The organism is Bradyrhizobium sp. USDA 3240 (assembly GCF_054063295.1).
The window spans coordinates 7,844,630-7,867,979 of record NZ_JBSSGD010000002.1 but is presented as its reverse complement, the minus strand read 5'-3'; the positions used below and the strand labels follow the sequence as shown (position 1 = coordinate 7,867,979).

Here is a 23,350-nt window from a genome sequence, read left to right as displayed (position 1 = left end):
GGGCCACCAGAAATGGCGGCGCTGCACTACGGAAGTATTTCAGGCAACGGTATTCGTGTTACGGCTGTAACTTGGCCGGCGTTCGCAGGCAGCGGTCCAATGCCGCAGCAAGTTCGGCGTTATCCAGCGGCCAGTGCAGCACTTCGGAGATGCCGGCGTCCGTCAGCAAATCGACGCTGACATCGGCGGCAGTCGCGACGGCAAGCAACACAGGCTGCAACGGCGATACAGCGTGCAGGGCTCGCGCCAATTCCACCCCGCCCTGGGGTCGTGAGGCGTGACCGACCAGGATGATATCGAATCGAGCAGAGTCAGAACGGCATGCAGCAAGGGCATCAGCCGCAACCTCAAATCCGACCGGCTCGTATCCCAGCGCCGCCAGCTTCTCTTCATCGCGTAGCAAGCGTTCTCGCTCGCTTTCGACGATCAGCACCGTCTCGCCGCGTCCGAGCGGAAGCGCCGGCAATCCGTCAGCCGCGATGGAAGCCGCCGCCACAGCGGGCAGCCAAACTTCGAACCGGCTACCACAGCCAGGTTCGCTCTGAACGTTGATGGCTCCATCATGATCGCGGACGATCTCGCGAACCGTTGCAAGACCAAGGCCAGTTCCTGCCACGCGCGTCGTGAAGAACGGCTCGAACATCCGCCGCGCCACGCGTTCATCGATTCCGCTCCCATTGTCGCTGACGGAGAGGCACACATAGTGACCCGGCGAGAGCCCCCCGTCGCTCATCTCCGCGAAAGCGGCCGTCTGTTCCTGCTTCACAGCCACGCGGACCGAACCGCCATCGTTCGTCGCTTGCGCTGCGTTGGTGCAGAGATTGAGGATGACCTGCTGGAGCTGCGCCGGCTCGCCGGACACGGCGACGTCGGCCGGAACATCTTCGAAGACAAGCTCTACATCCGGCGGCAACGAGGCACGCAACAACGAGCCCGCTTCGTTGAGCAAAGTGCGCACCTGAACTGGACGAGCACGCCCGTCGGTCCGCCGGCCGAAGGTGAGGATATTGTCGACGAGGTCGCGACCGCGCTCGGCGGCCCGGCGAATCTCGTCGATGTGCTGTGCCGGCTTGGAGCCGCGGGTGATTTGCGGCTCCGCCATCTCAGAATAGCCAAGAATGGCGCCGATGATATTGTTGAAGTTATGAGCGATCCCGCTGGCCAGCGATCCTATCATCTGCATGCGACGTGCCCGCTCCAGCCGCATGGCAAGCTTGGTCCTTTCGCGTTCCAGAAATTCGCGCTCGAGCGCATTAGCTACGGCGTCACCGGCAAGCCTCGCGAGCGGGATCGGGGAGATCTTGTTCCGTATCGGGCGGAAACGGTCAAAACCCATGATGCCCTGGACCCGACCAGGCCGAATCAGCGGCAAACAGGCCCACGCGCGCACGCCCGTTCCCGCCAATGCATCCCTGATAGTGCCGGGCGGCAATGCGCTCGCGTCGGCAATGGTGATCCCGTCCCCTGCGCCGAGTTGATCGGCTACTGCCAATGCCCGTCGAGGCCAACCTGGCGGAAACGTCACTCCATCCTTCGACCATGCGTGGACCCGGACCGGCCTCTCGTCCAAAACCACATACGCGCGATCCGCGTCGATCATCCGACCGAATTCGCCCAGCACCTGCTTCAATCGCATCCCGGTTTCGGTCGGCGCGCAATTGATCAGACGCGTCGAATTCTCGGCAATGACATGTTCGAATGCTGCCCGCCGACGCAACGCCACCGCCCGAGCTCGCAGCCGAAGGCCGAAAATGACGAGCACGACCAGCAACAGCAGAGAGACAATGTAGAGCAGCAGCCGATAACGCTGCTCACTGGATTCGACCACGGACCGATGGCGGGAAAACAGTTCGCGGGTCTCCTGCAGGGCATGCGTGCTGGCCGCGGCGATGAAGGTCTTCAACGTTTCATCGCCCGCCGGGATCTGCTCATGGAGCAGCCGCGCATGCGCCAGCATCGCGCGCGCTGATTCCGCCTCCGGTCCAGCGGTGGGCGCTTTCTGCGCAAACTGGTCGATTCTTTCCTGAAGCGCCCGCAGCGCGTCGGCTGAGGTGTCGCGCGACAAATGAAGGATCGCAGCCGCCAATGCGCCCGTTGCCGGCGCGAGTTGCGCGTCGTGGGCAAGGAATGCTGGGCTCGTGCTGAGCAGGCCTACATAGGAAAGCGAATTCTGCAGCAACGCGTTGCTTGTCTTGAAACGTTCCAGCAGATCTTCCTGCTCGACAACCGTCGCTGCCAGTTGGTCAATCGTCTTCGGATCGAGACCTTCGGCCCGTGCTTGAGACCCGAGTCGATTGACCGCGTCCTCCATCGCCCGCGCGGCAGCGTTGAACGTATCGTAGTCACGAAGCAGGCCAGCCCTCGCCTGAAGTACGTCGCGGTGCAGCGAGGCCTCCGCAAGCGCATATTCGTCGAGTGTCTGGAGCGTCACCGCATAGGTGGACGCGTTGGTATCTATGCCGCGCACCAACAGCCAGGTGAGCAGCGCGAGCAGAAATGAAACCCCGAGAATAAACGGCAGGTTCCTCATGGGATCGGCGAGCCAATATGTGGCGTGGCGGAGGCCGGCCTTACGGCGCGACCTCGATATGTCCCGGTCAGCGTGTTGAGGAAGGCGACGATAGCGGCTGTTTGCTGATCGGTTAAAACGCGGTCGAGTTGGGCGACGCCCATCGCTTTGACCGCATCCGGCAACGTGGCCGCGCTGCCATCATGGAAGTATGGCGCTGTCGTCGCCACATTTCGCAAGCTCGGCACGCGAACTAATTCCGGCTCCGGCGAGCCCAATGGATGGAAGATGCCGTGCCGTTGAAAGAGATTGCCGCCCACGTTGACACCCTGATGGCAGGCGATACAGCCGAGCGATTTGAAAACCTGATAACCCGACAACTCGTCCGGCGTCATCGCGTCGGTTTCCCCGTCAAGCCATCGGTCGAAGCGGCTATCTGGTGTGACTAACGTCCGCTCGTATGTCGCGATCGCATCCAGCATGGTGGCGACATCAGGCTCCCTTCCATAGACATTACGAAACTGCCCCACGATTTCGGGATCGGCACGCAGTTTCCCGAGCGCTTCGTCAGCGCTCGACGCCATGATCGCTGGATTGCGAAGACTGCCGTCGATTCCGTCCTCCAACGAGCGGAAATTACCTTCCCAGTTGAGGCGGAAGTTCAGACTCGCATTGAAGACCGTTGGCGTATTGAGGGCGATCGGCTGGCCCTCACGCGTATCGTGGATACTGGCGCTGGCACCATTGGTTGCTATATCGTGGCAGGATAAACAGCTGTGTGTGTTATCGTGAGACAGACGCCGGTCGCCGAACAATCGCTCTCCGAGCAGCACACGCTGCGGGTCCTGGGCGCGTGGCACGGGAATTGGCGTGATGGGCTCTCGGTCGGCGCGCACCTCAAAGCCCGGCGATTGAGCGTCTGCCGTCGAGAACGCAGTGAGACAAACAAGCGCCAGCAGCAGACACGCGACACCGCAGCCGGCCTCGGCCGCCGTCGTCACCGACGGCGCCGTTGAAGGGACTGGACACAATGAGCGGCTCATCACTAAATGACCCGGGTCCTCGCGGAAGCGTTGATCGCCAAGTGTGTGTCCTCGTCGTGGAAGATGATCCTGCCTTGCAGCGCATGATCCTAAACTATTTCGCAGAGAACAACATCCGGACCTTGGCGGCAAATAATCGGCAGGAAATGATCGGTCGGCTTGGCAGTGCCGAGGTCAATCTGGTGATCCTCGATCTCCGGCTTGGATTGGAAGACGGACTGGATCTTCTGCGGGAAATCCGCTTGAGCTCCGAAGTACCCGTGATCATCATCACGGGTCACCGCCGCGACGACATCGATCGAGTGGTCGGTCTCGAACTTGGCGCCGACGATTATCTGACGAAGCCATTCAACCTGCGCGAATTGCTCGCGCGTGTTCGCGCGATCTTGCGCCGATTCGATGCCGGAAGGGCCGCGCAAGCGCGCGATCCAGAGCGAGGCCGATTTCGATTTTCTGGCTGGCAGCTCGACCGCAGGATCCGGCAGCTTATCGACCCGGCCGGTGCCGCCGTCGCATTGACCAAGGGCGAGTACGCGATGCTCCTGGCCTTTCTCGAAGCGCCACAACGTCCGCTTAGCCGCGAGCACCTGTTGCAGGCGACCCGCATTCACGAAGATGTCTTCGACCGCAGCATTGATGTGCAGATTCTCCGCCTGCGGCGCAAGCTCGAGCGCGACCCGAGCGCGCCGCGCGTCATTCAGACCGAACGCGGCGTTGGATATGTATTCGCCGTTCCCGTAGAGCGGGTCTGACGAGGCAATTGGCGACCGCCGCGGAACTTCACTCGCGGAAACTCATGTGATTTGCTTGGATTTTCTTTGATGTCTCGGTGCACACGTCGTGCACACGTTGCCTTCTAACTAGTTGAAAAACTTGAACCCTCGCTCCAATCCATCATCGGCGCGACGGAGAATTTCCATTTATTGTCAGTCACTTAATTCTCTTTTTTAACCCAACAGATCATCGGTGACACCGACCTTAGATATTGGTCCCGTTGATTTTCTTCAGCTCGTTTTTGGCTGGTCTGATCTTCATAACAGACGTTGCTCCAAATTTGCCACGCATCCGCAGGCAAAGACCCGCAACGCATGGGGGACGCCTACTGCGAACCAACGACCTCTAACGAGCCGGCCTCCTTTGTGCTCTACGGACGCTGTTAGTTCGCCTTCGCCTTGACGTATCGCCCGGGCGCGGCTTCACCCGGCGGAAACAGGTTGCTGCCGAGTTGCGTACGGGCGGGCACCCGGTCTTCAGCCCACGGTTTGAGCCAGGCAATCCAGTCGTTCCACCAGCTGCCCGGCTTTTCGTCCGCGCCCGCGAGCCATGCCGCCGGATCGCCGCATCGCTCGTCCGACAGCCAATAGCTTCTTTTGTTTTTCGACGCGGGGTTGATCACACCGGCAATATGCCCGCTCGCGCCGAGCACGAAGCGGGTGTTGCCGCTGAACAGCCCCGTGGTGCGATAGGCCGATCGCCACGGCACGATGTGATCTTCAACGGTCGCCAGGACATAGGCAGGCAGGTCAACCCGCCCCAGATCGATGGGCGTGCCGCACATCGTCAACCGGTTCGGCTCCCGAAGATTGTTCTCCAGGTACATGTTCCTGATGTACCAGCAATACATCGGCCCCGGCAGGTTGGTGACGTCGGCGTTCCAAAACAGCAGATCGAAACGCTCCGGTGATTTTCCCTTGAGATAGTTATTGATCACGTTCGGCCAGATGAGCTCCTTGGAACGCAGGGTCTGGAACACGAACCCGAGCTCCGAGCCGCGGTAGATGCCGCCATTGCCGATCGTCTGCTCGCGCTGTCGCACGCCCTCCTCATCCACGAACACGCCGAGGTCGCCCGGCTCGCGGAAGTCGAGCATCGTCGTCAGCAATGTCACGCTGGCGACCGTCTCGTCCCTACGTGTCCGCAGGATCGCCAGCGCAGACGACAGGATGGTTCCCCCGACGCACCAGCCGACGACGTTGACCTTGTCGGCGCCCGAGATCGACCGGGCGACCTCGATGGCACGCATCGCGCCCCGCTCGACGTAATCGTCCCACCCAAAGTGCCCGCATGAAGCGTCGGGATTGCGCCAGGAGACCATGAAAACGGTCAAGCCGTGCTCGACCGCAAAGCGGACGAAGGAATTGGCCGGCTGAAGGTCGAGAATGTAGAACTTGTTGATGCAGGGCGGCACGATCAGCAGCGGCCGCGCCGTCGCCTGCTCGGTCACCGGTTCATATTGAATGAGTTGAAACAGCTCGTTTTCGAAGACGACGGCGCCCCTGGACGTGGCGACATCCTTGCCGACTTCGAACGCCTCCTCGTCCGTGATCGTCAGACTGCCCCTGCCCAGATCGGCCATCCAATTGTCCAGGCCTGCCTTGAGGCTCCGACCTTCGCTATCCGCCGCAAGCTTGATGACATCAGGGTTGGAAGCGACGAAATTGGTCGGGCTCATCGCCTCGACAAGCTGACGTGTGAAGAAGCGCAGCCGATGTTTTTCCTTCTCATCGAGGTCAAGCGCTTCGACGAAGTCGACGCAATAGCGCGCGTTCAGCAGATAGCATTGCTTGAGCAGGCTGTAGGCCGCATTGTCCCGCCACTCCGCTGCGTTGAACCTGCGATCACCGCGCACAGGCTCGATGCCTCCTTCGCCCTGCGCGCCGGTTGCCGCTTTGATGACGTGCTCGGTGAGCTGGTACAACCGCCTCAGATGGTCCGCCTGCAATTCGGCGAGGCGGGCCGACGCGTTCAGGGCCGAGCCCAGGCTCGCCCCGTCACGATCGCCATTCGGCGCCCATCCGAGCGAGCGCCACAGGCTTTCCCCCGCCTTCATGAAGCCCTCGACAAACTCATCAGGCATGTTGAATGGCCGATTCATGACGTCCCTCGCTTGGCAAGATTGATTGGCTTGATCGTTTCCGGTTTCTGGCCGCTTCTACATGGCGCCCTTTGCCCTCGCATGCACCAGAGCTTGCTGTCTCGTCGCCCGCGCGGAACGGCTGTCAGCCCGTCTCAACGCGTCACCATCGCCCGCCGCGGTCTTCAGGACGCGGAGCGGATAGTTGCGCCCTCCCTGATACCGTCGACGTTGACGGAGAGGCGCTTGATCTTGTCGTAGAGCGTCTGCTTCGGAATGCTCAGAAGCGCAGCCGTCGCCTGGACGTCGCCTTGCTTGCGCCGCAACGCATCCTCGATGATCGACCGCTCGATGTTTTCCAACTGCCGCGGCAACGACATGTCCGACGTCCCGAGGCCGGACTTGTTGATCGCCTTGCCGTCGAGGACACCAAGCACGAAACGGTCGGCGACATTGCGGAGCTCCCGCACGTTGCCCGGCCACGAATAGGCCAGCAGGTAGGACATGGTCTGCTCGTCCAGGATCGGGGCATCACGCTCGAACCGCCTGGCTGCGTCGAGGGTGAATTGCTCGAACAGCAGCGGGATATCCTCCCGCCGCTCGCGCAGCGGCGGCAATTCGATGAATGCGACGCCGAGGCGGTAGTAGAGATCGGCACGAAACAGCCGCTTTTCGCTCAGCTCGAGCAGGTTCACCTTGCTTGCGGCCACGACACGGCAATCCACTGCGATCGGCTTGTTGGTGCCGACGCGCTCGATCGAACGATCCTGCAGCGATCTCAGCAACTTGACCTGGACGCTCAGCGGCATGCTCTCGATCTCGTCGAGGAACAAGGTTCCGCCATTGGCGTATTCGATCTTGCCGATCCGCTGACGCGTAGCGCCGGTGAACGCGCCGACCTCGTGGCCGAACAGTTCGCTCTCGACCAGCGACTCCGGAAGGCCGCCGCAGTTCACAGCGACATAGTTGCCGCCGCGGCGACCGCTGTGACTGTGCAGACAGCGCGCCACGACATCCTTGCCGGTCCCGGTTTCGCCGTAGATCGTGACGTCGACATTGGTCGCAGCCAAAGTGGAGACGAGCCGGCGCACTTCCTGGATCTGCGGCGACCGGCCGAGCAGGCTCGCTTCGATTGCCTGACGGTCCGCCAACGCCGATCGCAGCGAGCGGACTTCCAGGGTCAACCGCCGCTTCTCGGCCGCCCTGCGCACCACCGAGATCAGTAGCTCCGAAGAGCACGGCTTCTCGATGAAGTCGTAAGCGCCGTTCCTCATGGCTTGCACGGCCATTGAAATATCGCCGTGACCTGTGATCAGGATCACCGGCAGATCCTGATCCAGCCGACGCAGATCGGACAGCCACTCAAGACCGCTCTTACCGCGCAGCCGTACGTCGCAGACGACGACGAAGGGCATGTCGGAACGCACGGAGCCATTGGCGGTCTCGACCGAGGCAAATCCCGAGACCGAAAATCCCGCAAGCTCCAGGGCCTGGACACCGCCGATCCGGACATCGTCATCGTCCTCGACATAGATCACGCCGATCGATTGGTCATCGCCCATGCGAAGCTGCCTCTGCTAGTTCAGCCAATGGAAGGATCACGACAAATTCGGCACCATCAGGCATCAGGTTTCGCGCATGCAGCTCGCCGCCAAAGGAGCGCGCAATGTGGTTGGAGAGCATCAGGCCAAGGCCGAGTCCCTTGCCCGCGGGCTTGGTCGTCACGAACGGCTCGAACATGCGCTGCAGAACGTCGGGCGCGATCGCGGGGCCGCTGTTGCTGATCGCGATGCGGCAGCGGGCGGTCTGAGCCTCTTCCCTGTTCGCCCGGATCAGGATCGACTTCCGTTCCGCGCTCTCCACGGCATCCAGCGCGTTGGCCACGATGTTGCACAGCAGCTGCTCCAGCCGGGTCTGATCGGCGACGACGCAGAGCTTTGCATCGACGTCGGTCACGACCGCCACGCCGCCTTCCTTGACGCGCCCGGCTAGTATCTTGAGCGATTCGACCACAGCCTGTTCGACGGACACCGCGTCGAGCGGGCTGCTCGACTTGTACGCGAAGACCCGCAACTGGCTGGTCAACCGCCCGAGCCGCCGCACCAGCTCGCCAATCCGGGTGAGATTTCCACGTGCATCGCCGATCGCCCCGCGGTCGACGAGCAGGACCGCATTGTCGGCAGCAGTCTGCAGGGCGGCCAGCGGCTGGTTCAGCTCATGGACAATGCCGGCCGACATCTGACCGAGAGCGGCGAGCTTGCCGGCATGAACGAGCTCATCCTGGGTCGCCCGCAACTCGGCGGTTCGTTCCTGCACCCTGGTCTCGAGCATGTCGTTCGCCGTCTGTAACGCGGCCTGGCTGGCCAACCGTTGCTTGATCTCCCTGCGGCGCTGCTCGACCAGACCAAGCGCCAGCAGCGCAACGACGGCGGCGAGGCCCGAGATAACCCCGATGATGAGCGCAATCTGCCGTGTGGGCGCCTCGTCGTCGAGAAGGACGAGCTTCCACAGACCGCGGTTGATCGGGAGCTCGCTGACCGTGTAGGCGGTTCCGTTCTCCGCGATGATCCGCGCGGTACCGCTCTCGGACCGGGTGACGAAGCGCCATCCGAGCGGCGCCAGGTCGTGGTTTCCGTAGGGTTTGGATCGCGCAATGTCGTCGCGGGTTTGAACCGACAGCGGAGCCATCGGGCGATAACGCCATTCGTCGCGGGAGGCAAGTATCGTCACCTGACGTTCATCAAGAAGAAGAATGTCGTTCTCTGTGCTGCGCCACGCACGCTCGAACGAATCCAGATTGACCTTGACGGTGGCGACCCCCTTCGTCGTTCCATCGTCCTTCAGGGCATAGGACAGATAGTAGCCGGCGCGCGCGGTCGTGATGCCGACACCGAAGAACGCCCCTCGGCCGCTCGCGAGCGCTTCGATCATATAGGGCCGATACGACAGGTTTTCGCCGAGGGGCGTCCCGGGCTGGTCGAAATCGGCCGCAGCCAGCGTCGCGCCGGAGACGCCCAGCACATAGAGATTGTCGGCCCCTGCAAGCAAATTGATCGACTTCAGATAAAGGCTGACGCTTTGCTGCAGCGCAAGATCATTGGGAGATCCGAGCAGCCGAAACACATTCGGCGACGTCTCGAGCAGGGATGGGAGATACTCAAATCTCGAAAGATAGCCGTCGAGCCGGGCCGCCTCGACGGCCAGCCGCTGCTCAGCCGCAGCGTGCAAATGGTCGAGTCCCCGGCGGAACGTCACTGCGTATCCAAGCCACGACGCGGCGGCAACCAGCGCAAGGGCAAACGCACCGCGAACGAGCCAACGCGTGGGAACAGATGCCAGCGAACCGACTTTGGCAGGCCCCTTGACGTTCGCCAGGGATGGAAGCTCCGTCATCTCGTGAACCAGCACAAACCGGGGAGCGCCGGCCACTGCGGACGACCACTCAGGCATGGTCCAACTCTATGGTCTTGCCTCGGAATAGGCGATAGGAAAATCCGGTGCAGGCGATCATCACCGGCAGCATCACGCACACCCGGATCAGGATGACCTTGAGTGTCTCGGGGCTGCTGGCGGCCTGCCAGACGGTGTGCCGGATCACGACATTCATCTCCGTCGCACCTGCCTTAATGGAGCTTGACGTGCGGTTCGGTCCGCCGCGTGATCAAGCGGGCCAACGTGTCAAGCGCCACCTTGGCCGAGCCATGCAGGGCGTACTCATGCATCTTGTAGAGTGACAGGTACATCATCCGGGCAACCAGCCCTTCGAACACGAGGCTGCCACCGACCAGTCCGCCCATCATCGATCCGACGGTGCTGAATTCGCCGAGCGAGACCAGGGAGCCGAAGTCGCGGTACCGATAATCCTTGAGCGTTTCGCCCCGCAGGTGCCGCGGAATCTGGGCATAGAGGTGAGACGCCTGCTGATGGGCCGCCTGTGCGCGGGGCGGCACGTTGCCCCGCTCGCCCCATGAGCAGGCCGAACAGTCGCCAATGGCGAAAATGTTCTCGTCGCGCGTCGTCTGCAGCGTCGGCCGCACGACCAGTTGATTGATGCGATTGGTCTCGAGGCCAGCGATGTCTTTCAGGAAATCGGGCGCCTTGACGCCGGCAGCCCAGACGATCAGTTCGGCGGGGATGGTCCGTCCGTCCGTCAGGCTCACATGCTCGGAACCAACTTCGGAGACCTTCGCGCCTGCCAGAACATGGACGCCCAGCTTGACAAGAAGTTTCTCGGTTTCGCTCGAAACCCGCTCGGGCAATGCCGGGAGCACCCGGTCCGCGGCTTCGATCAGCGTGATCCTGATGTCGTTCTGCGCATCGACCTGATCGAGGCCGTACGCGACCACTTCCCGCGTCGTTCGATGCAGCTCCGCGGCTAGTTCGACACCGGTCGCCCCGGCGCCGATGATTGCGATTTTCAGTTGGTGCTCCGCGACGGGAGATGATTGGGCATGGGCGCGGATGCACGCATTGACCATCCGTTCGTGAAATCGCTTTGCGTCGGCCTGCGATTCCAGCTTGATCGCGTGTTCGACTACGCCGGGCGTGCCGAAGTCATTGTTCTGACTGCCGACAGCAACGACAAGAACGTCATAGTCGACGGTCCGCTTCGGCGTCACTTCACGACCTTCGGCATCGAGATAGGGCGCCACCAGCACCTCACGTCGCTCCCGATCGATTCCGATCATCTCCCCGATCCGGTAGCGGAAGCCATGCCAGTAGGATTGCGCGAGATAGTCGACCTCGTGCGCGGCGATATCCATGCTGCCGGCGGCGATTTCGTGAAGCTTCGGCTTCCACACATGGGTGCGGTTCCGCTCGATCAACGTGACCTCGAGCTTCCCCTTGCGACCGTATTTGTCGCCGAGGCTGGTCGCGAGTTCCAACCCGCCCGCTCCGCCTCCGACGATCACGACCCGGGGTTTTCCCGATTGCGCCTCACTCATGATGGCCTCGACCGATCGCGTTCACAGCCCACCCAATCACGTGCTCTGGATCAGGTTCTCTCCGAAATCGCATCCGCGGCAGCGACTGCCGCCATGTTCACGATGCGCCGGACGGTGGCGGACGGCGTGAGAATGTGGGCCGGTTTGGCGGCGCCGAGCAATATGCCTCCGACCGTCAGCCCCTGCCCCGCGGCCATCCGCAACAAATTGTACGAGATGTTGGCGGCGTCCAGATTGGGCATCACCAGCACGTTTGCCGGGCCCACGAAGCCGGAATCAGGAAACTCGTGATCGAGCACCGACTGCGAGAGCGCGGCATCGCCGCGCATCTCGCCTTCCACCGCCAGTTCCGGCGACCGCTCACGAATGATTGCACGCGCCTCCCGCATCTTGTGCGCTTCCGGGACCGCAGAGCTGCCGAAGCTCGAATGCGACAGCAACGCCACCCTCGGGGTGATGCCGAATCGCTTGACCTCCTCCGCCGCCAGCAAGGCGATGTCGGCAATTTGTTCGGCAGTCGGGTTGAGATTGCAGTGGGTATCGCAGATGAAGAGCTGATGCTGCGGAAGAATGAGCATCTGCATCACTGCAAGCGTCCGCACGTGCTCTCGCGTTCCGATCACGTTGCGTATGGCGGCCAGGTGATCCGCGGTCCTTCCGATCACGCCGCACAGCATCGCATCGCCGATGCCTCTCTCCAGAAGGATCGATGCGAGCACGGTCGCGTTGCTCCGCGTTTCCGAAAGCGCCAGAGCCGCTGAGACGCCATCGCGTTTCCGGCGCGCATGGTACACGTCCGCACACTTCGAATAGACCTCGACATCATGCGGATCGATGGTCTCGCAATCGGCGCCGGGCTTGAGCCGGAGGCCGAATGCCTTGATCCGCTCATCGATCGTCGCGGGCCGGCCAAGCAGCAACGGCCTGGCGATCCCCTCGTCGACGATGACCTGCGCCGCGCGCAGTACGCGCTCATCCTCGCCCTCTGCCAGCACGAGGGATTTTCCGCTTCCCTTGGCCGCGGAGAACACCGGCTGCATCGCATTGCCGGAGTGGTAGACGAAGCGGCCGAGCTTCTGGCGATAGGCGTCCATATCGGCAATCGGGCGCCTGGCAACGCCGCTGTCGGCTGCGGCCTTGGCCACCGCAGGAGCGATCATCTCGATGAGACGCGGGTCGAACGGCTTGGGGATGAGATAATCCCTGCCGAAACGAAGTCCCTCGCCCTTATAGGCGGCAGCCACGACCTCCGGCACCTCCGTCATGGCGAGGTCGGCGAGCGCGCGCACCGTCGCGAGCTTCATCTCCTCGTTGATGGTGGTCGCGCTGCAATCCAGCGCGCCGCGGAAGATGAACGGGAAGCACAGGACATTGTTGATCTGGTTGGGATAGTCCGAACGTCCCGTGCCGATGATCGCATCGGGACGAACGGCCAACGCGTCCTCCGGCATGATCTCGGGAACAGGGTTGGCCATCGCGAAGATCAGGGGATCGCGCGCCATCTTCTTGACCATCTCGGGCGTCAGCACCTTGCCCGCTGAAAGGCCGAGGAAGATATCCGCGTTCCCGATGATCTGGTCCAGGGTCCGCGCGTCCGTCCTCACGGCATAGCGCGCCTTGTTGTCGTCCATGCCTTCCGTGCGGCCGGCATAGACCACGCCTTTCGCGTCGGTGACGATGATCCGATCCTGGCGCAACCCAAGACTGACGATGAGATCAAGGCATGCAAGCGCCGCGGCGCCGGCGCCGGAGCAAACCAGCTTGACGTCGGCAATGTCCTTCTTGACCAGCTTCAACCCGTTGAGGATCGCGGCCGCAGCGATGATCGCGGTGCCATGCTGATCGTCATGGAACACCGGGATCTTCATCCGCTCACGGAGCTTCTTCTCGATGTAGAAGCATTCCGGCGCCTTGATGTCCTCCAGGTTGATGCCGCCGAAGGTCGGCTCCATCCTGGCGATGGTCTCGATCAGCGCGTCCGGATCTTCCTCGGCGAGTTCGATGTCGAACACGTCGATTCCCGCGAACTTCTTGAACAGGCACGCCTTGCCTTCCATGACCGGCTTGCCGGCCAGCGGGCCGATGTTTCCGAGGCCGAGCACGGCCGTGCCGTTGGTGACGACGGCAACGAGATTGCTGCGGGCGGTCAATACATCGGCCTGCAACGGGTCATTGGCGATGACCAGGCAGGGCTCTGCCACACCGGGTGAATACGCCAGCGCCAGGTCGCGCTGGGTCGCCATCGCCTTGGTTGGCACCACGGAAATCTTTCCCGGGGTCGGCAGGCGATGATACTCGAGTGCGGCTTCCTTCAGATCCTGGTCCATCATATTCCCCAACTTGATCTCTTCGTTCGAGGGGCCGATCTAGGCCGCCCCCTCGCGTTCATCTCACCCTCGGCCGGGCGACCGCGTCCACATTGCCGGACCAGCTCAGACCACGTGCTGGCCGCCGTTCGCTGAAATCGTCGAGCCCGTGATGAAGCCGGCATCGTCGGAGGCCAGGAACAGCACCGCACGCGCGATCTCCTGCGGTTCACCGAGGCGGCCGACCGGGATCTGGGGCAGGATGTTCTTGGCCACGATGTCCGGATTGATCGCCTTGACCATCTCGGTGGCGATATAGCCGGGACAGATCGCGTTGACGGTGATGCCGGCGCGAGCGCCTTCCTGGGCCAGCGCTTTCACGAATCCGAGGTCGCCTGCCTTGGCGGCGGAGTAATTGACCTGTCCCATCTGGCCCTTCTGGCCGTTGATCGAGGAAATGCAGATCACCCGTCCGAACTTCCGCTCGCGCATCCCTTCCCACACCGGTCGGGTCATGTTGAACAGCGAGTTCAGGTTGGTGTTGATGACCGCGTACCATTGCTCCGGCGTCATCTTGTGGAACATGCCGTCCTTGGTGATGCCCGCATTGTTGACCAGCACGTCCACCGGACCGAGATCGGCCTCGACCTGCTTCAGGCCGGCGACGCAGGCCTCGTAGTTGGAGACATCCCATTTGTAGACGTTGATGCCGGTCTGGCTCTTGAACCTGGCGGCCGCCTCATCGTTGCCGGCATAGCTCGCGGCTACCTTGTAGCCGGCCGCCTTGAGCGCGACCGAGATCGCCTCGCCGATGCCTCGCGTTCCGCCGGTCACCACTGCAACCTTCGACATGATCTCCTCCTGATCGGTTCGTTTTTATATTCGCGCGCCGCCATCTCTCACGGTCGGCTGGTGCCGGCCGCGCCTTGTTCGGATCGAGCCCGGATGGGCCTGCGCCGGTTCAGCGCTCGACTGTCAGGGCGACGCCCATGCCCCCGCCGATGCACAGCGTGGCGAGGCCCTTCTTCGCACCGCGCTTCTGCATCTCGAACAGCAGCGTCGTCAGAACGCGCGCGCCGGACGCGCCGATCGGATGCCCGATCGCAATGGCGCCGCCGTTCACGTTCACGATCGCCGGATCCCACCCCATGTCCTTGTTGACGGCGATGGCCTGGGCGGCGAAGGCTTCGTTGGCCTCGACGAGGTCGAGATCCCTGACCTTCCAGCCGGCCTTTTCCAGCGCCTTGCGCGATGCCGGAATTGGCCCCGAGCCCATGACCGCGGGATCGACTCCGGCGGTGGCCCACGAGACGATCTTCGCCAGCGGCGTGAGGCCGCGCCTGCTGGCTTCATCCGCACTCATCAAGACCAGCGCGGCCGCACCGTCGTTGAGACCCGACGCGTTGCCGGCGGTCACCGTGCCTTCCTTGTTGAAAGCGGGCTTCAGCTTCGCAAGCGCGTCCAGCGTCGTGCCTGGGCGAATGTACTCATCCTGGTCAACGACGACGTCTCCCTTTCGGGTCTTGACTGTGACCGGAACGATCTCGTCCTTGAACCGGCCGCCCTTCTGCGCATCCTCGGCCTTGTTCTGCGAGCCGGTCGCGAACGCATCCTGCTCCTCCCTCGTGATCTGCCACCTGGCGGCAATGTTCTCCGCCGTGACGCCCATGTGGTAGCCGTGGAAGGCGTCCAGCAGGCCGTCCTTCAGCATGGAATCGACGAACTTGACGTCGCCCATCTTGGTGCCGCCGCGCATATGCGACAGATGCGGCGCCATCGACATCGACTCCATGCCGCCGGCGACGATGATCCTGGCATCGCCATTGGCGATCTGCTGCAGGCCCAGCGCCACCGACCGCAGGCCCGAGCCGCAGAGCTGGTTCATGCCCCACGCCGTCTTCTCCTGCGGGATGCCGGCCGCCATGGCGGCCTGCCGCGCCGGGTTCTGTCCCTCACCGCCGGACAACACCTGCCCCAGGATGACCTCGTCGACATCTTCCGGCGACACCTTGGCGCGCTCAAGCGCACCCTTGATCGCGATCGCGCCGAGTTCGTGAGCGGGTACCGTCCCGAACGCTCCGTTGAACGAGCCCACCGCTGTCCGCGCCGCGGAAACAACAACCACGTCCGTCATGACCAACTCCCTTGATGTAGCTCTGATGAACCGGCGGCGATCGTCGACGACGCCCCTCCGTACTCGCCTAACCCGTCGTTACGGCCACCTCGATGTCGCTCGGATCAATGTCCTGATCGAGCCCGGCACGCAGCTTCTCGCGGTCGAGCTCGCCTTCCCACCAAGCCACGACGACGCAAGCGACACCGTTGCCGCACAGGTTGGTCAGAGCCCGGCATTCGCTCATGAACTTGTCGATGCCGAGCACGATCGCCATGCCGGGAAGCAGCTCCGGCCTGACTGCCGCCAGCGTACCTGCGAGCGTGATGAAGCCGGCGCCCGTGATTCCCGAGGCGCCCTTCGACGTCAGCATGGCAACGATGAGGATGGTCATCTGCTCGCCGAAGCTGAGATCGACATTCATCGCCTGAGCGATGAACATCGTCGCCAGGGTCATGTAGATGTTGGTGCCGTCGAGGTTGAAGGAATAGCCGGTGGGCACGACGAGACCGACGACCGACTTCGAGCAGCCGAGACGTTCGAGCTTTTCCATCAACTGCGGCAGCGCGCTTTCCGAGGATGACGTGCCGAGCACGATCAGCAACTCGTCCTTGATGTATTTGAGGAACTTGAAGATCGAGAAGCCGGCGATGCGGGCGATAATGCCGAGCCCAACGACCACGAACAGCATCGCGGTGAGATAGAAGGTCGCGATCAGGCCGGCGAGATTGCCGAGCGCCTGCGGTCCGTAGCGGCCGATCGTATAGGCCATCGCGCCAAAGGCGCCGATCGGCGCGACCTTGACGACGATCGAGATGACGCCAAACATCGCATGCGCGACGTCGTCGATCATCGAGCGGACGGTGTGAGCCCGTTCGCCGAGCCCCATCAGCGCGAAGCCGAACAGGATGGCGAACAGCAGAACCTGCAGGATCTCGCCCTGGGCGAACGCTCCGACCACCGTGTCCGGAATGATGTGCAGGACGAAGTCCACCGACTTCATCTCGCTCGCCTGCTTGGCGTAGCCGGCGACCGCCGCGGCGTTCGACTGGCCCTGGAAGCCCCTTCCCGGATGCAGCACGTTAGCGACGATCAGGCCCAGCGCCAGCGCAAAGGTCGAGACGACCTCGAAGTAGACCAGCGACTTGATCGCGACGCGGCCGACCTTCTTCACTTCGGAAATGTGGGCGATCCCCGAAACCACCGTGCAGAAGATGATCGGCGCAATCGCCATCTTGATGAGCTTGACGAAGCCGTCGCCCATCGCCTTGATCCAGTCGTTCTTGGCGAGATCAGGCCAGAGCCAGCCGACAATGACGCCGAACACGATCGCCGCGAGCACCTGAACGTAGAGAATCCGGTAGAACGGCTTCTTCTGCGTGACGGGCACCGTTCCGGACGTCGCGGTGGTCGCTCCAGACATTGTGTCTTCTCCTGATCTTTCTGTGCCTGCGCATCGGCAGGCCAACGTCATTTCTTCTTTTGTGGCGGCAGATCGGTGCAGTGGCCTTCAAAGACCTCCGCCGCCATGCCGATCGACTCGCCGAGCGTCGGGTGCGGATGAATGGTCTTGCCGATATCCGCCGGCTCGCATGCCATCTCGATCGCCAGGCAGACCTCGCTGATGAGATCGCCCGCATGCGTGCCGACGATCCCGCCGCCGATCACGCGATGGGTCGTCGTGTCGAACAGCAGTTTGGTGAAACCTTCGTCGCGTCCGTTGGCGATGGCTCGGCCCGACGCCGCCCAGGGGAACACCGCCTTGCCGACCTTGATGCCCTCGGCCTTGCACTGCTCCTCGGTCTTGCCGGCCCAGGCCACTTCGGGATCGGTGTAGGCGACGGACGGAATCTGCCGCGCGTCGAAATACGACTTCTCGCCATGGGCCACTTCGGCCGCGACATGGCCTTCATGCACAGCCTTGTGCGCCAGCATCGGCTGCCCGACGATGTCGCCGATCGCAAAGATGTGCGCCACGTTGGTGCGCATCTGCCTGTCGACGTCGATGAAGCCGCGATCCGTGACCGCGACACCGGCCTTCTCGGCGCCGATTTTCTTGCCGTTCGGGCTGCGGCCGACCGACACCAGAACGAGATCATAGAGCTGCGGTCCGGCCGGCGCCTGCTCGCCTTCGAAGCTGACCTCGATCCCGGCTTCGGTGGCCTTCCCGCCGACCGTCTTGGTCTTCAGCATCACCTTGTCGAAGCGATGCGTGTTCATCTTGTCCCAGACCTTGACCAGGTCCCGGTCGGCGCCCTGCATCAGGCCGTCGAGCATCTCGACCACGTCGATGCGCGTGCCGAGCGTCGAATAGACCGTCGCCATTTCGAGCCCGATGATGCCGCCACCGATCACCAGCATGCGTTTGGGGATCGACTTCAGCTGCAGCGCGCCGGTCGAATCGACGATACGGGGATCGTCCGGCAGGAACGGCAGCTTCACCGCCTGGCTACCCGCGGCGATGATCGCCTTGGCGAACTTGACCGTCTTCTTGCCGCCCGCCGTGGTAACCTCGAGATGATGCGGGTCGAGGAACGCGCCGACGCCGGTCACCACCTCAACCTTGCGGGCCTTCGCCATCCCGGCGAGACCGCCTGTCAGCTTCTTGATCACGCCGTCCTTGAAGGCGCGCAGCTTGCCCAGATCAATCTGCGGCGCGCCAAAGGAGATCCCGTGATCGGGAAGATGCTTGACCTCGTCGACGACCGACGCCGTATGCAGCAGCGCCTTGCTCGGGATGCAGCCGACATTGAGACACACGCCGCCGAGCGTGTCGTAACGCTCGACCAGCACGGTCTTCATGCCGAGATCGGCGGCACGGAAGGCAGCGGAATAGCCGCCGGGGCCGGCGCCCAGCACCAGCATCTCGCATTCGATCTCGGCCTTGCCGGAATAGGACGCCGCCGCGGGCGCAACCGGCGGCGGAGCGGCGGCCGGCTGCGCAGCAGGTGCGGGCGCCGACGCAGCCGCGGCACCCGCGGTCTCCAGCACGAGGATCGTCGATCCCTCGCTGACCTTGTCGTCGACCTTGACCCTGAGCTCCTTGACCACGCCGGCGTGCGAGGACGGAATCTCCATCGACGCCTTGTCGGACTCGACCATGATGAGGCTGGTGTCTACCGCGACGGTCTCGCCGGCCTTCACCAGGACCTCGATCACCGCCACGTCCTTGAAGTCGCCGATATCAGGGACCTTGACCTCGATCTGTTGAGCCATGCTGCTCTCCCCCGATCTCAGAACAACACGCGCCGAAGATCGGCGAGTACATTGGCGAAGTAGACGTTGAAGCGTGCCGCGGCCGCGCCGTCGATGACGCGGTGATCCCAGGACAGCGACAGCGGAAGCGTGAGGCGCGAGGTCCAGGCCTTGCCGTCGGCCGAATGCTGCTTCCAGTATCCCTTGCACACGCCCATGATGGCGACCTCGGGCGCGTTGATGATCGGCGTGAAATAGATGCCGCCGATGCCGCCGAGCGACGAGATCGAGAACGTTCCGCCCTGCATCTGGTCCGGCTTGATCTTGCCCTCGCGCGCGAGCTTGGCGAGTGCGTTCATCTCGTTCGCGATCTCCGGCACCGATTTCTTGTCGGCATCGCGGATCACCGGCACCATCAGCCCGTTCGGCGTGTCGGCGGCGAAGCCGATGTGCCAGTAGTTCTTGTAGACCAGCGTATCGCCGTCGAGGCTGGCGTTGAATTCGGGAAACTTCTTCAGCGTCGCGACGGCCGCCTTCACCATGAACGGCAGCAGCGAGAGCTTCACGCCGCTCTTCTCCAGCTCCTTGTTCATCTTGACCCGGAATTGCTCAAGTTCGGTGATGTCAGCCTCGTCGTGGGTCGTGACATGCGGAATGACGACCCAATTGCGGTGCAGGTTGGCCGCTGAAATCTTTTTGATGCGGCCGAGCTCCTTGCGCTCGACCGGCCCGAACTTCGCGAAATCGACCTTGGGCCAGGGCAACAGGTCGATGCCGCCGACGCCGCTTCCCCCGCTTGCGGCCGCAGCCTGCGGTTTGGCGGCAGGCGTGCCACCCTTGGCAAAACCCTCGACGTCTTCGCGCACGATGCGGCCGTGATTGCCCGAACCTTTGACCATGCCGAGATCGACGCCCAGTTCGCGCGCCAGCTTGCGCACCGCAGGGCCGGCATAAGCGAGCGCAAAGGCCTTCTCGTCGACGGCGCCGGCTTGCGCCGGAGGAGCGGCGGTGGTTGCCGACGATGCTGGTGCCGGCGCCGCCGCGACGGCGGGAGCCACCGCGGATGCGTTGCTTGTCGCAAGCACAAGGATGATTGCGCCCTCGCTGACCTTGTCACCCGTCTTCACCTTGATCTCGCGCACGGTGCCCGAGAGCGGCGCCGGCACTTCCATCGTCGCCTTGTCCGACTCGAGCGCGATCAGCGGATCCTCGGCCTTGACGCTGTCGCCGGGTTTCACGAAGATTTCGATGACCGGCACGTCCTTGAAGTCGCCGATATCGGGGACTCGCACCTCGGCGATACCCGCCGGGGCGCTGACGGGCGACGGCGGCGCGCTGACGACAGGCCGCGTTTCGCCCTGCTCGGCGCCCGCGCCCTCGAACTGCACGATCACTGCGCCTTCGCTGACCTTGTCACCGACCTTGACGACCACCGACTTCACCACACCGTCGCGCGGCGACGGCACTTCCATGGTCGCCTTGTCGGACTCCAGCGCGACCAGCGGATCCTCGGCCTTGACGCTGTCGCCGGGCTTGACGAAGACCTCGATCACCGGGATGTCCTTGAAGTCACCGATATCGGGAACCTTGATGTCGATCAGACCACTCATCGCTCTGCCCTCGGCCCTGCCTCACACGGTCCATGGCGCAGCGCGCCCGGCGTCGATCTGGTATTTGGCGATGGCCTCGGCGACGATTGCCGGCTTGATCGCTCCCTCGTCGGCGAGTGCCTTGAGCGCCGCGATCGCGACATAGTGCCGGTCGACCTCGAAAAATCGCCGCAGCTTCACGCGATAGTCGCTGCGGCCGAACCCGTCGGTACCGAGCACGACGTAGCGGCGCCCGGCCGCTTGCACATATTCCCTGATCTGGTCGGGGTAATTCCGCATGTAGTCGGTCGACGCCACGACCGGCCCCGGATGTCCTTCGAGCTGCGCTTCCACCCAGCTCTTGCGCCGCGGCTCGGTCGGGTGCAGCAGGTTCCAGCGCTCCGCCGCCATGCCGTCACGACGCAGTTCGTTGAAGCTGGTTGCGCTCCACACATCCGCGGTCACGCCGAAGTCCGCCTTGAGCAGGTCGGCGGCCGCGATCACCTCGCGCAGGATCGTGCCTGAACCGACGAGTTGGACGCGGAGCTCCTTTTTCGCGGCTTCGCCACCGCTCTTGAGAAGATAGAGGCCCTTGAGAATTCCCTCCTCCGCGCCCTTGCCTGCATCGGCCAGCGCGGGGTGCGGGTAGTTCTCGTTCATCAGGGTGATGTAATAGTAGACGTCCTCCTGCGCTTCGTACATGCGGCGCATGCCCTCGCGGACGATGGTCACGACCTCATAGGCGAACGTCGGATCGTAGGAAACGCAGTTCGGGATGGTGGCCGCGAGCACGTGGCTGTGTCCGTCCTCGTGCTGCAACCCCTCGCCGTTCAGTGTAGTGCGGCCGGCAGTGCCGCCGAGCAGGAAGCCGCGCGCCCGCATATCGCCTGCGAGCCAGGCGAGGTCGCCGACGCGCTGCAGGCCGAACATCGAGTAGTAGATGTAGAACGGGATCATCGGCACGTTGTTCGTCGAGTACGACGTCGCCGCCACGATCCAGCTGGACATCGCGCCGCCTTCGTTGATGCCTTCCTGGAAGACCTGCCCGCTCTTGTCTTCGCGGTAGTACATCAGCTGGTCGGCATCCTGCGGCCGGTAGAGCTGGCCCACCGACGAATAGATGCCGAGTTGCCGAAACATACCCTCCATGCCGAAGGTACGGGATTCGTCCGGCACGATCGGCACGATGTGCTTGCCGATCGCCTTGTCGCGGACAAGGGCGCCGAGCAATTGCACGAACGCCATCGTGGTCGAGATCTCGCGGTCTCCGGTGTTTTCGAGCAGCCGCTGGAACGTCGAGAGCGGCGGAATCTGCAAGGACGCGGATTTCCGCCGGCGTTGCGGAAGGTAGCCGCCGAGCTTTTCGCGCTGTGCCCGGAAATACTTCATTTCCGGGCTATCTTCCGGCAGCCGGAGGAACGGTACCTTGGCCAAATCGGCGTCGGAGACCGGCACCTGGAAGCGATCACGAAAACCGCGCAGCGCGTCCTGCGTCATCTTCTTCGCCTGGTGGGCGATCATCTGACCTTCGCCGGACTCGCCCATGCCGTAGCCCTTAACGGTCTTCGGCAGAATGACCGTGGGCTGCCCCTTGTGATTCACGGCCGCGGTGTAAGCGGCAAAGACCTTCTCGGGATCATGGCCGCCGCGCGCGAGCTGCCAGATCTCGTCGTCGCTCATGTCGGCGACGAGTTGCTTCGTCTCATCGTACTTGCCGAAGAAGTGCTCGCGAATGTAGGCGCCGCTCTTGCTCTTGAAGTCTTGGTATTCGCCGTCGACACATTCTTCCATGAGCCTGAGCAGCTGCCCGCTCTTGTCCTTTTGCAGCAGGCGGTCCCACCCCGAGCCCCACAGCACCTTGATCACGTTCCAGCCCGCGCCGCGGAAGATGCTTTCGAGCTCCTGCACAATCTTGCCGTTGCCGCGGACGGGTCCATCGAGCCGCTGGAGATTGCAATTGATGACGAAGATCAGATTGTCGAGGTTCTCGCGGCCGGCGAGCGAGATCGCACCGAGCGATTCCGGCTCGTCGGTTTCGCCATCGCCCATGAACGCCCAGACCTTGCGCTTGGACGTCTCGGCCAGCTTGCGGTTCTCGAGATATTTCAGGAAGCGCGCCTGATAGATCGCCATCAGCGGCCCGAGTCCCATCGACACCGTCGGGAACTGCCAGAAATCAGGCATCAGCCAGGGGTGCGGATAGCTCGACAATCCCTTGCCCGAGGTTTCCTGCCTGAAGCTGAGGAGCTGTTCCTCGCTCAATCGCCCCTCGAGAAACGCACGCGCGTAGATGCCGGGTGAGCAGTGTCCTTGCACGAAGATCAGATCGCCGCCGTGAGCATCCGTCGGGGCGTGCCAGAAATGGCCAAAGCCGATATCGTACAGCGTGGCGGCCGACTGGAAGCTTGCGATATGGCCGCCAAGCTCCGAGCTTTCCTTGTTGGCACGCAGGATGATCGCGAGCGCATTCCAGCGGATGAGGGAGCGAAGCTTGTGCTCGATGGCGCGATCGCCGGGCAGCGCCGGCTGCTGGTCCAGCGGGATCGTGTTGCAATAGGGCGTCGTCAGCGACTGCTCGATCTGAAGACCGCCGCGGCGCGCCGCATCGACCATCGCGTTGACAACGAATTCCGCGCGGTCATTGCCGCGATGACCCCGGACTGCCGAAAGGGCATCGAGCCACTCCCGGGTTTCCTGCGGATCCTGATCGTGAGCGTCCGCGATCGTCATTGCCTTCTCCATTGCATGCCGAGCCGAAGTCGCGCGCCAACGCTCATCGCGGCCCGCGTTCATGC

Annotated in this window: 15 protein-coding genes; 1 reads left to right on the top strand and 14 read right to left on the bottom strand. The window is 63.1% G+C overall.

Features of this window, described 5'->3' with window-relative positions:
• Window positions 1-58 precede the first annotated feature (58 nt).
• Together ACVIGA_RS37505 and ACVIGA_RS37500 are read right to left on the bottom strand one after the other, a co-directional pair.
• Window positions 59-2,530: a two-component system VirA-like sensor kinase gene (locus tag ACVIGA_RS37505; RefSeq protein WP_456669988.1), complete on the bottom strand. Its 2,472-nt coding sequence runs from the start codon at window positions 2,528-2,530 to the stop codon at window positions 59-61.
• The gene (locus tag ACVIGA_RS37500) at window positions 2,527-3,510 is read right to left on the bottom strand and encodes a cytochrome-c peroxidase (RefSeq protein WP_456669987.1); all 984 of its coding nucleotides are present in this window, start codon (window positions 3,508-3,510) and stop codon (window positions 2,527-2,529) included. Before ACVIGA_RS37500 ends, ACVIGA_RS37505 begins: the two co-directional genes overlap by 4 nt.
• Window positions 3,511-3,539: 29 nt before the next feature.
• Between ACVIGA_RS37500 and ACVIGA_RS37495 the strand changes: the two genes are divergently transcribed.
• On the top strand, window positions 3,540-4,304 hold the full coding sequence (locus ACVIGA_RS37495; protein WP_456669986.1) for a response regulator: 765 nt from the start codon (window positions 3,540-3,542) through the stop codon (window positions 4,302-4,304).
• Window positions 4,305-4,708: 404 nt separating this feature from the next.
• On the opposite strand, the gene ACVIGA_RS37490 is transcribed toward ACVIGA_RS37495, so the two are convergent.
• The 12 genes from ACVIGA_RS37490 to aceE form a co-directional block, all read right to left on the bottom strand.
• Complete coding sequence (locus ACVIGA_RS37490) at window positions 4,709-6,427, bottom strand: PHA/PHB synthase family protein (protein WP_456669985.1); 1,719 nt, start codon at window positions 6,425-6,427, stop codon at window positions 4,709-4,711.
• A 164-nt stretch (window positions 6,428-6,591) separates the two neighbouring features.
• Window positions 6,592-7,968 (bottom strand): sigma-54-dependent transcriptional regulator, encoded by a 1,377-nt coding sequence (locus ACVIGA_RS37485; protein WP_375780338.1) that lies wholly within the window; start codon window positions 7,966-7,968, stop codon window positions 6,592-6,594.
• Complete coding sequence (locus ACVIGA_RS37480; RefSeq protein WP_456669984.1) at window positions 7,958-9,856, bottom strand: sensor histidine kinase; 1,899 nt, start codon at window positions 9,854-9,856, stop codon at window positions 7,958-7,960. The genes ACVIGA_RS37485 and ACVIGA_RS37480 overlap by 11 nt, the downstream gene beginning before the upstream one ends.
• The gene (locus ACVIGA_RS37475) at window positions 9,849-10,013 is read right to left on the bottom strand and encodes a hypothetical protein (RefSeq protein WP_456669983.1); all 165 of its coding nucleotides are present in this window, start codon (window positions 10,011-10,013) and stop codon (window positions 9,849-9,851) included. The genes ACVIGA_RS37480 and ACVIGA_RS37475 overlap by 8 nt, the downstream gene beginning before the upstream one ends.
• A 16-nt stretch (window positions 10,014-10,029) precedes the next feature.
• Window positions 10,030-11,352 carry an NAD(P)/FAD-dependent oxidoreductase gene (locus tag ACVIGA_RS37470; protein ID WP_456669982.1) on the bottom strand — a complete coding sequence of 441 codons (1,323 nt, stop codon included), beginning with the start codon at window positions 11,350-11,352 and terminating at the stop codon, window positions 10,030-10,032.
• Window positions 11,353-11,402: 50 nt separating this feature from the next.
• Complete coding sequence (locus ACVIGA_RS37465; protein ID WP_456669981.1) at window positions 11,403-13,679, bottom strand: NADP-dependent malic enzyme; 2,277 nt, start codon at window positions 13,677-13,679, stop codon at window positions 11,403-11,405.
• Window positions 13,680-13,784: 105 nt separating this feature from the next.
• Entirely contained in the window at window positions 13,785-14,510 is a 726-nt protein-coding gene (gene phbB, locus ACVIGA_RS37460) for an acetoacetyl-CoA reductase (RefSeq protein ID WP_456669980.1), read from the bottom strand.
• Between the two features lie 109 nt (window positions 14,511-14,619).
• Window positions 14,620-15,792, bottom strand: a complete 1,173-nt coding sequence (locus ACVIGA_RS37455; protein WP_456669979.1) for an acetyl-CoA C-acetyltransferase — start codon at window positions 15,790-15,792, stop codon at window positions 14,620-14,622.
• 67 nt (window positions 15,793-15,859) lie between these two features.
• Window positions 15,860-17,194: a dicarboxylate/amino acid:cation symporter gene (locus ACVIGA_RS37450; protein WP_456669978.1), complete on the bottom strand. Its 1,335-nt coding sequence runs from the start codon at window positions 17,192-17,194 to the stop codon at window positions 15,860-15,862.
• A gap of 47 nt (window positions 17,195-17,241) precedes the next feature.
• Complete coding sequence (lpdA, locus tag ACVIGA_RS37445) at window positions 17,242-18,987, bottom strand: dihydrolipoyl dehydrogenase (RefSeq protein ID WP_456669977.1); 1,746 nt, start codon at window positions 18,985-18,987, stop codon at window positions 17,242-17,244.
• A 17-nt stretch (window positions 18,988-19,004) separates the two neighbouring features.
• Window positions 19,005-20,576: a dihydrolipoyllysine-residue acetyltransferase gene (locus tag ACVIGA_RS37440; protein WP_456669976.1), complete on the bottom strand. Its 1,572-nt coding sequence runs from the start codon at window positions 20,574-20,576 to the stop codon at window positions 19,005-19,007.
• A gap of 21 nt (window positions 20,577-20,597) precedes the next feature.
• Window positions 20,598-23,285: a pyruvate dehydrogenase (acetyl-transferring), homodimeric type gene (aceE, locus tag ACVIGA_RS37435; RefSeq protein ID WP_456669975.1), complete on the bottom strand. Its 2,688-nt coding sequence runs from the start codon at window positions 23,283-23,285 to the stop codon at window positions 20,598-20,600.
• Window positions 23,286-23,350: the final 65 nt, after the last annotated feature.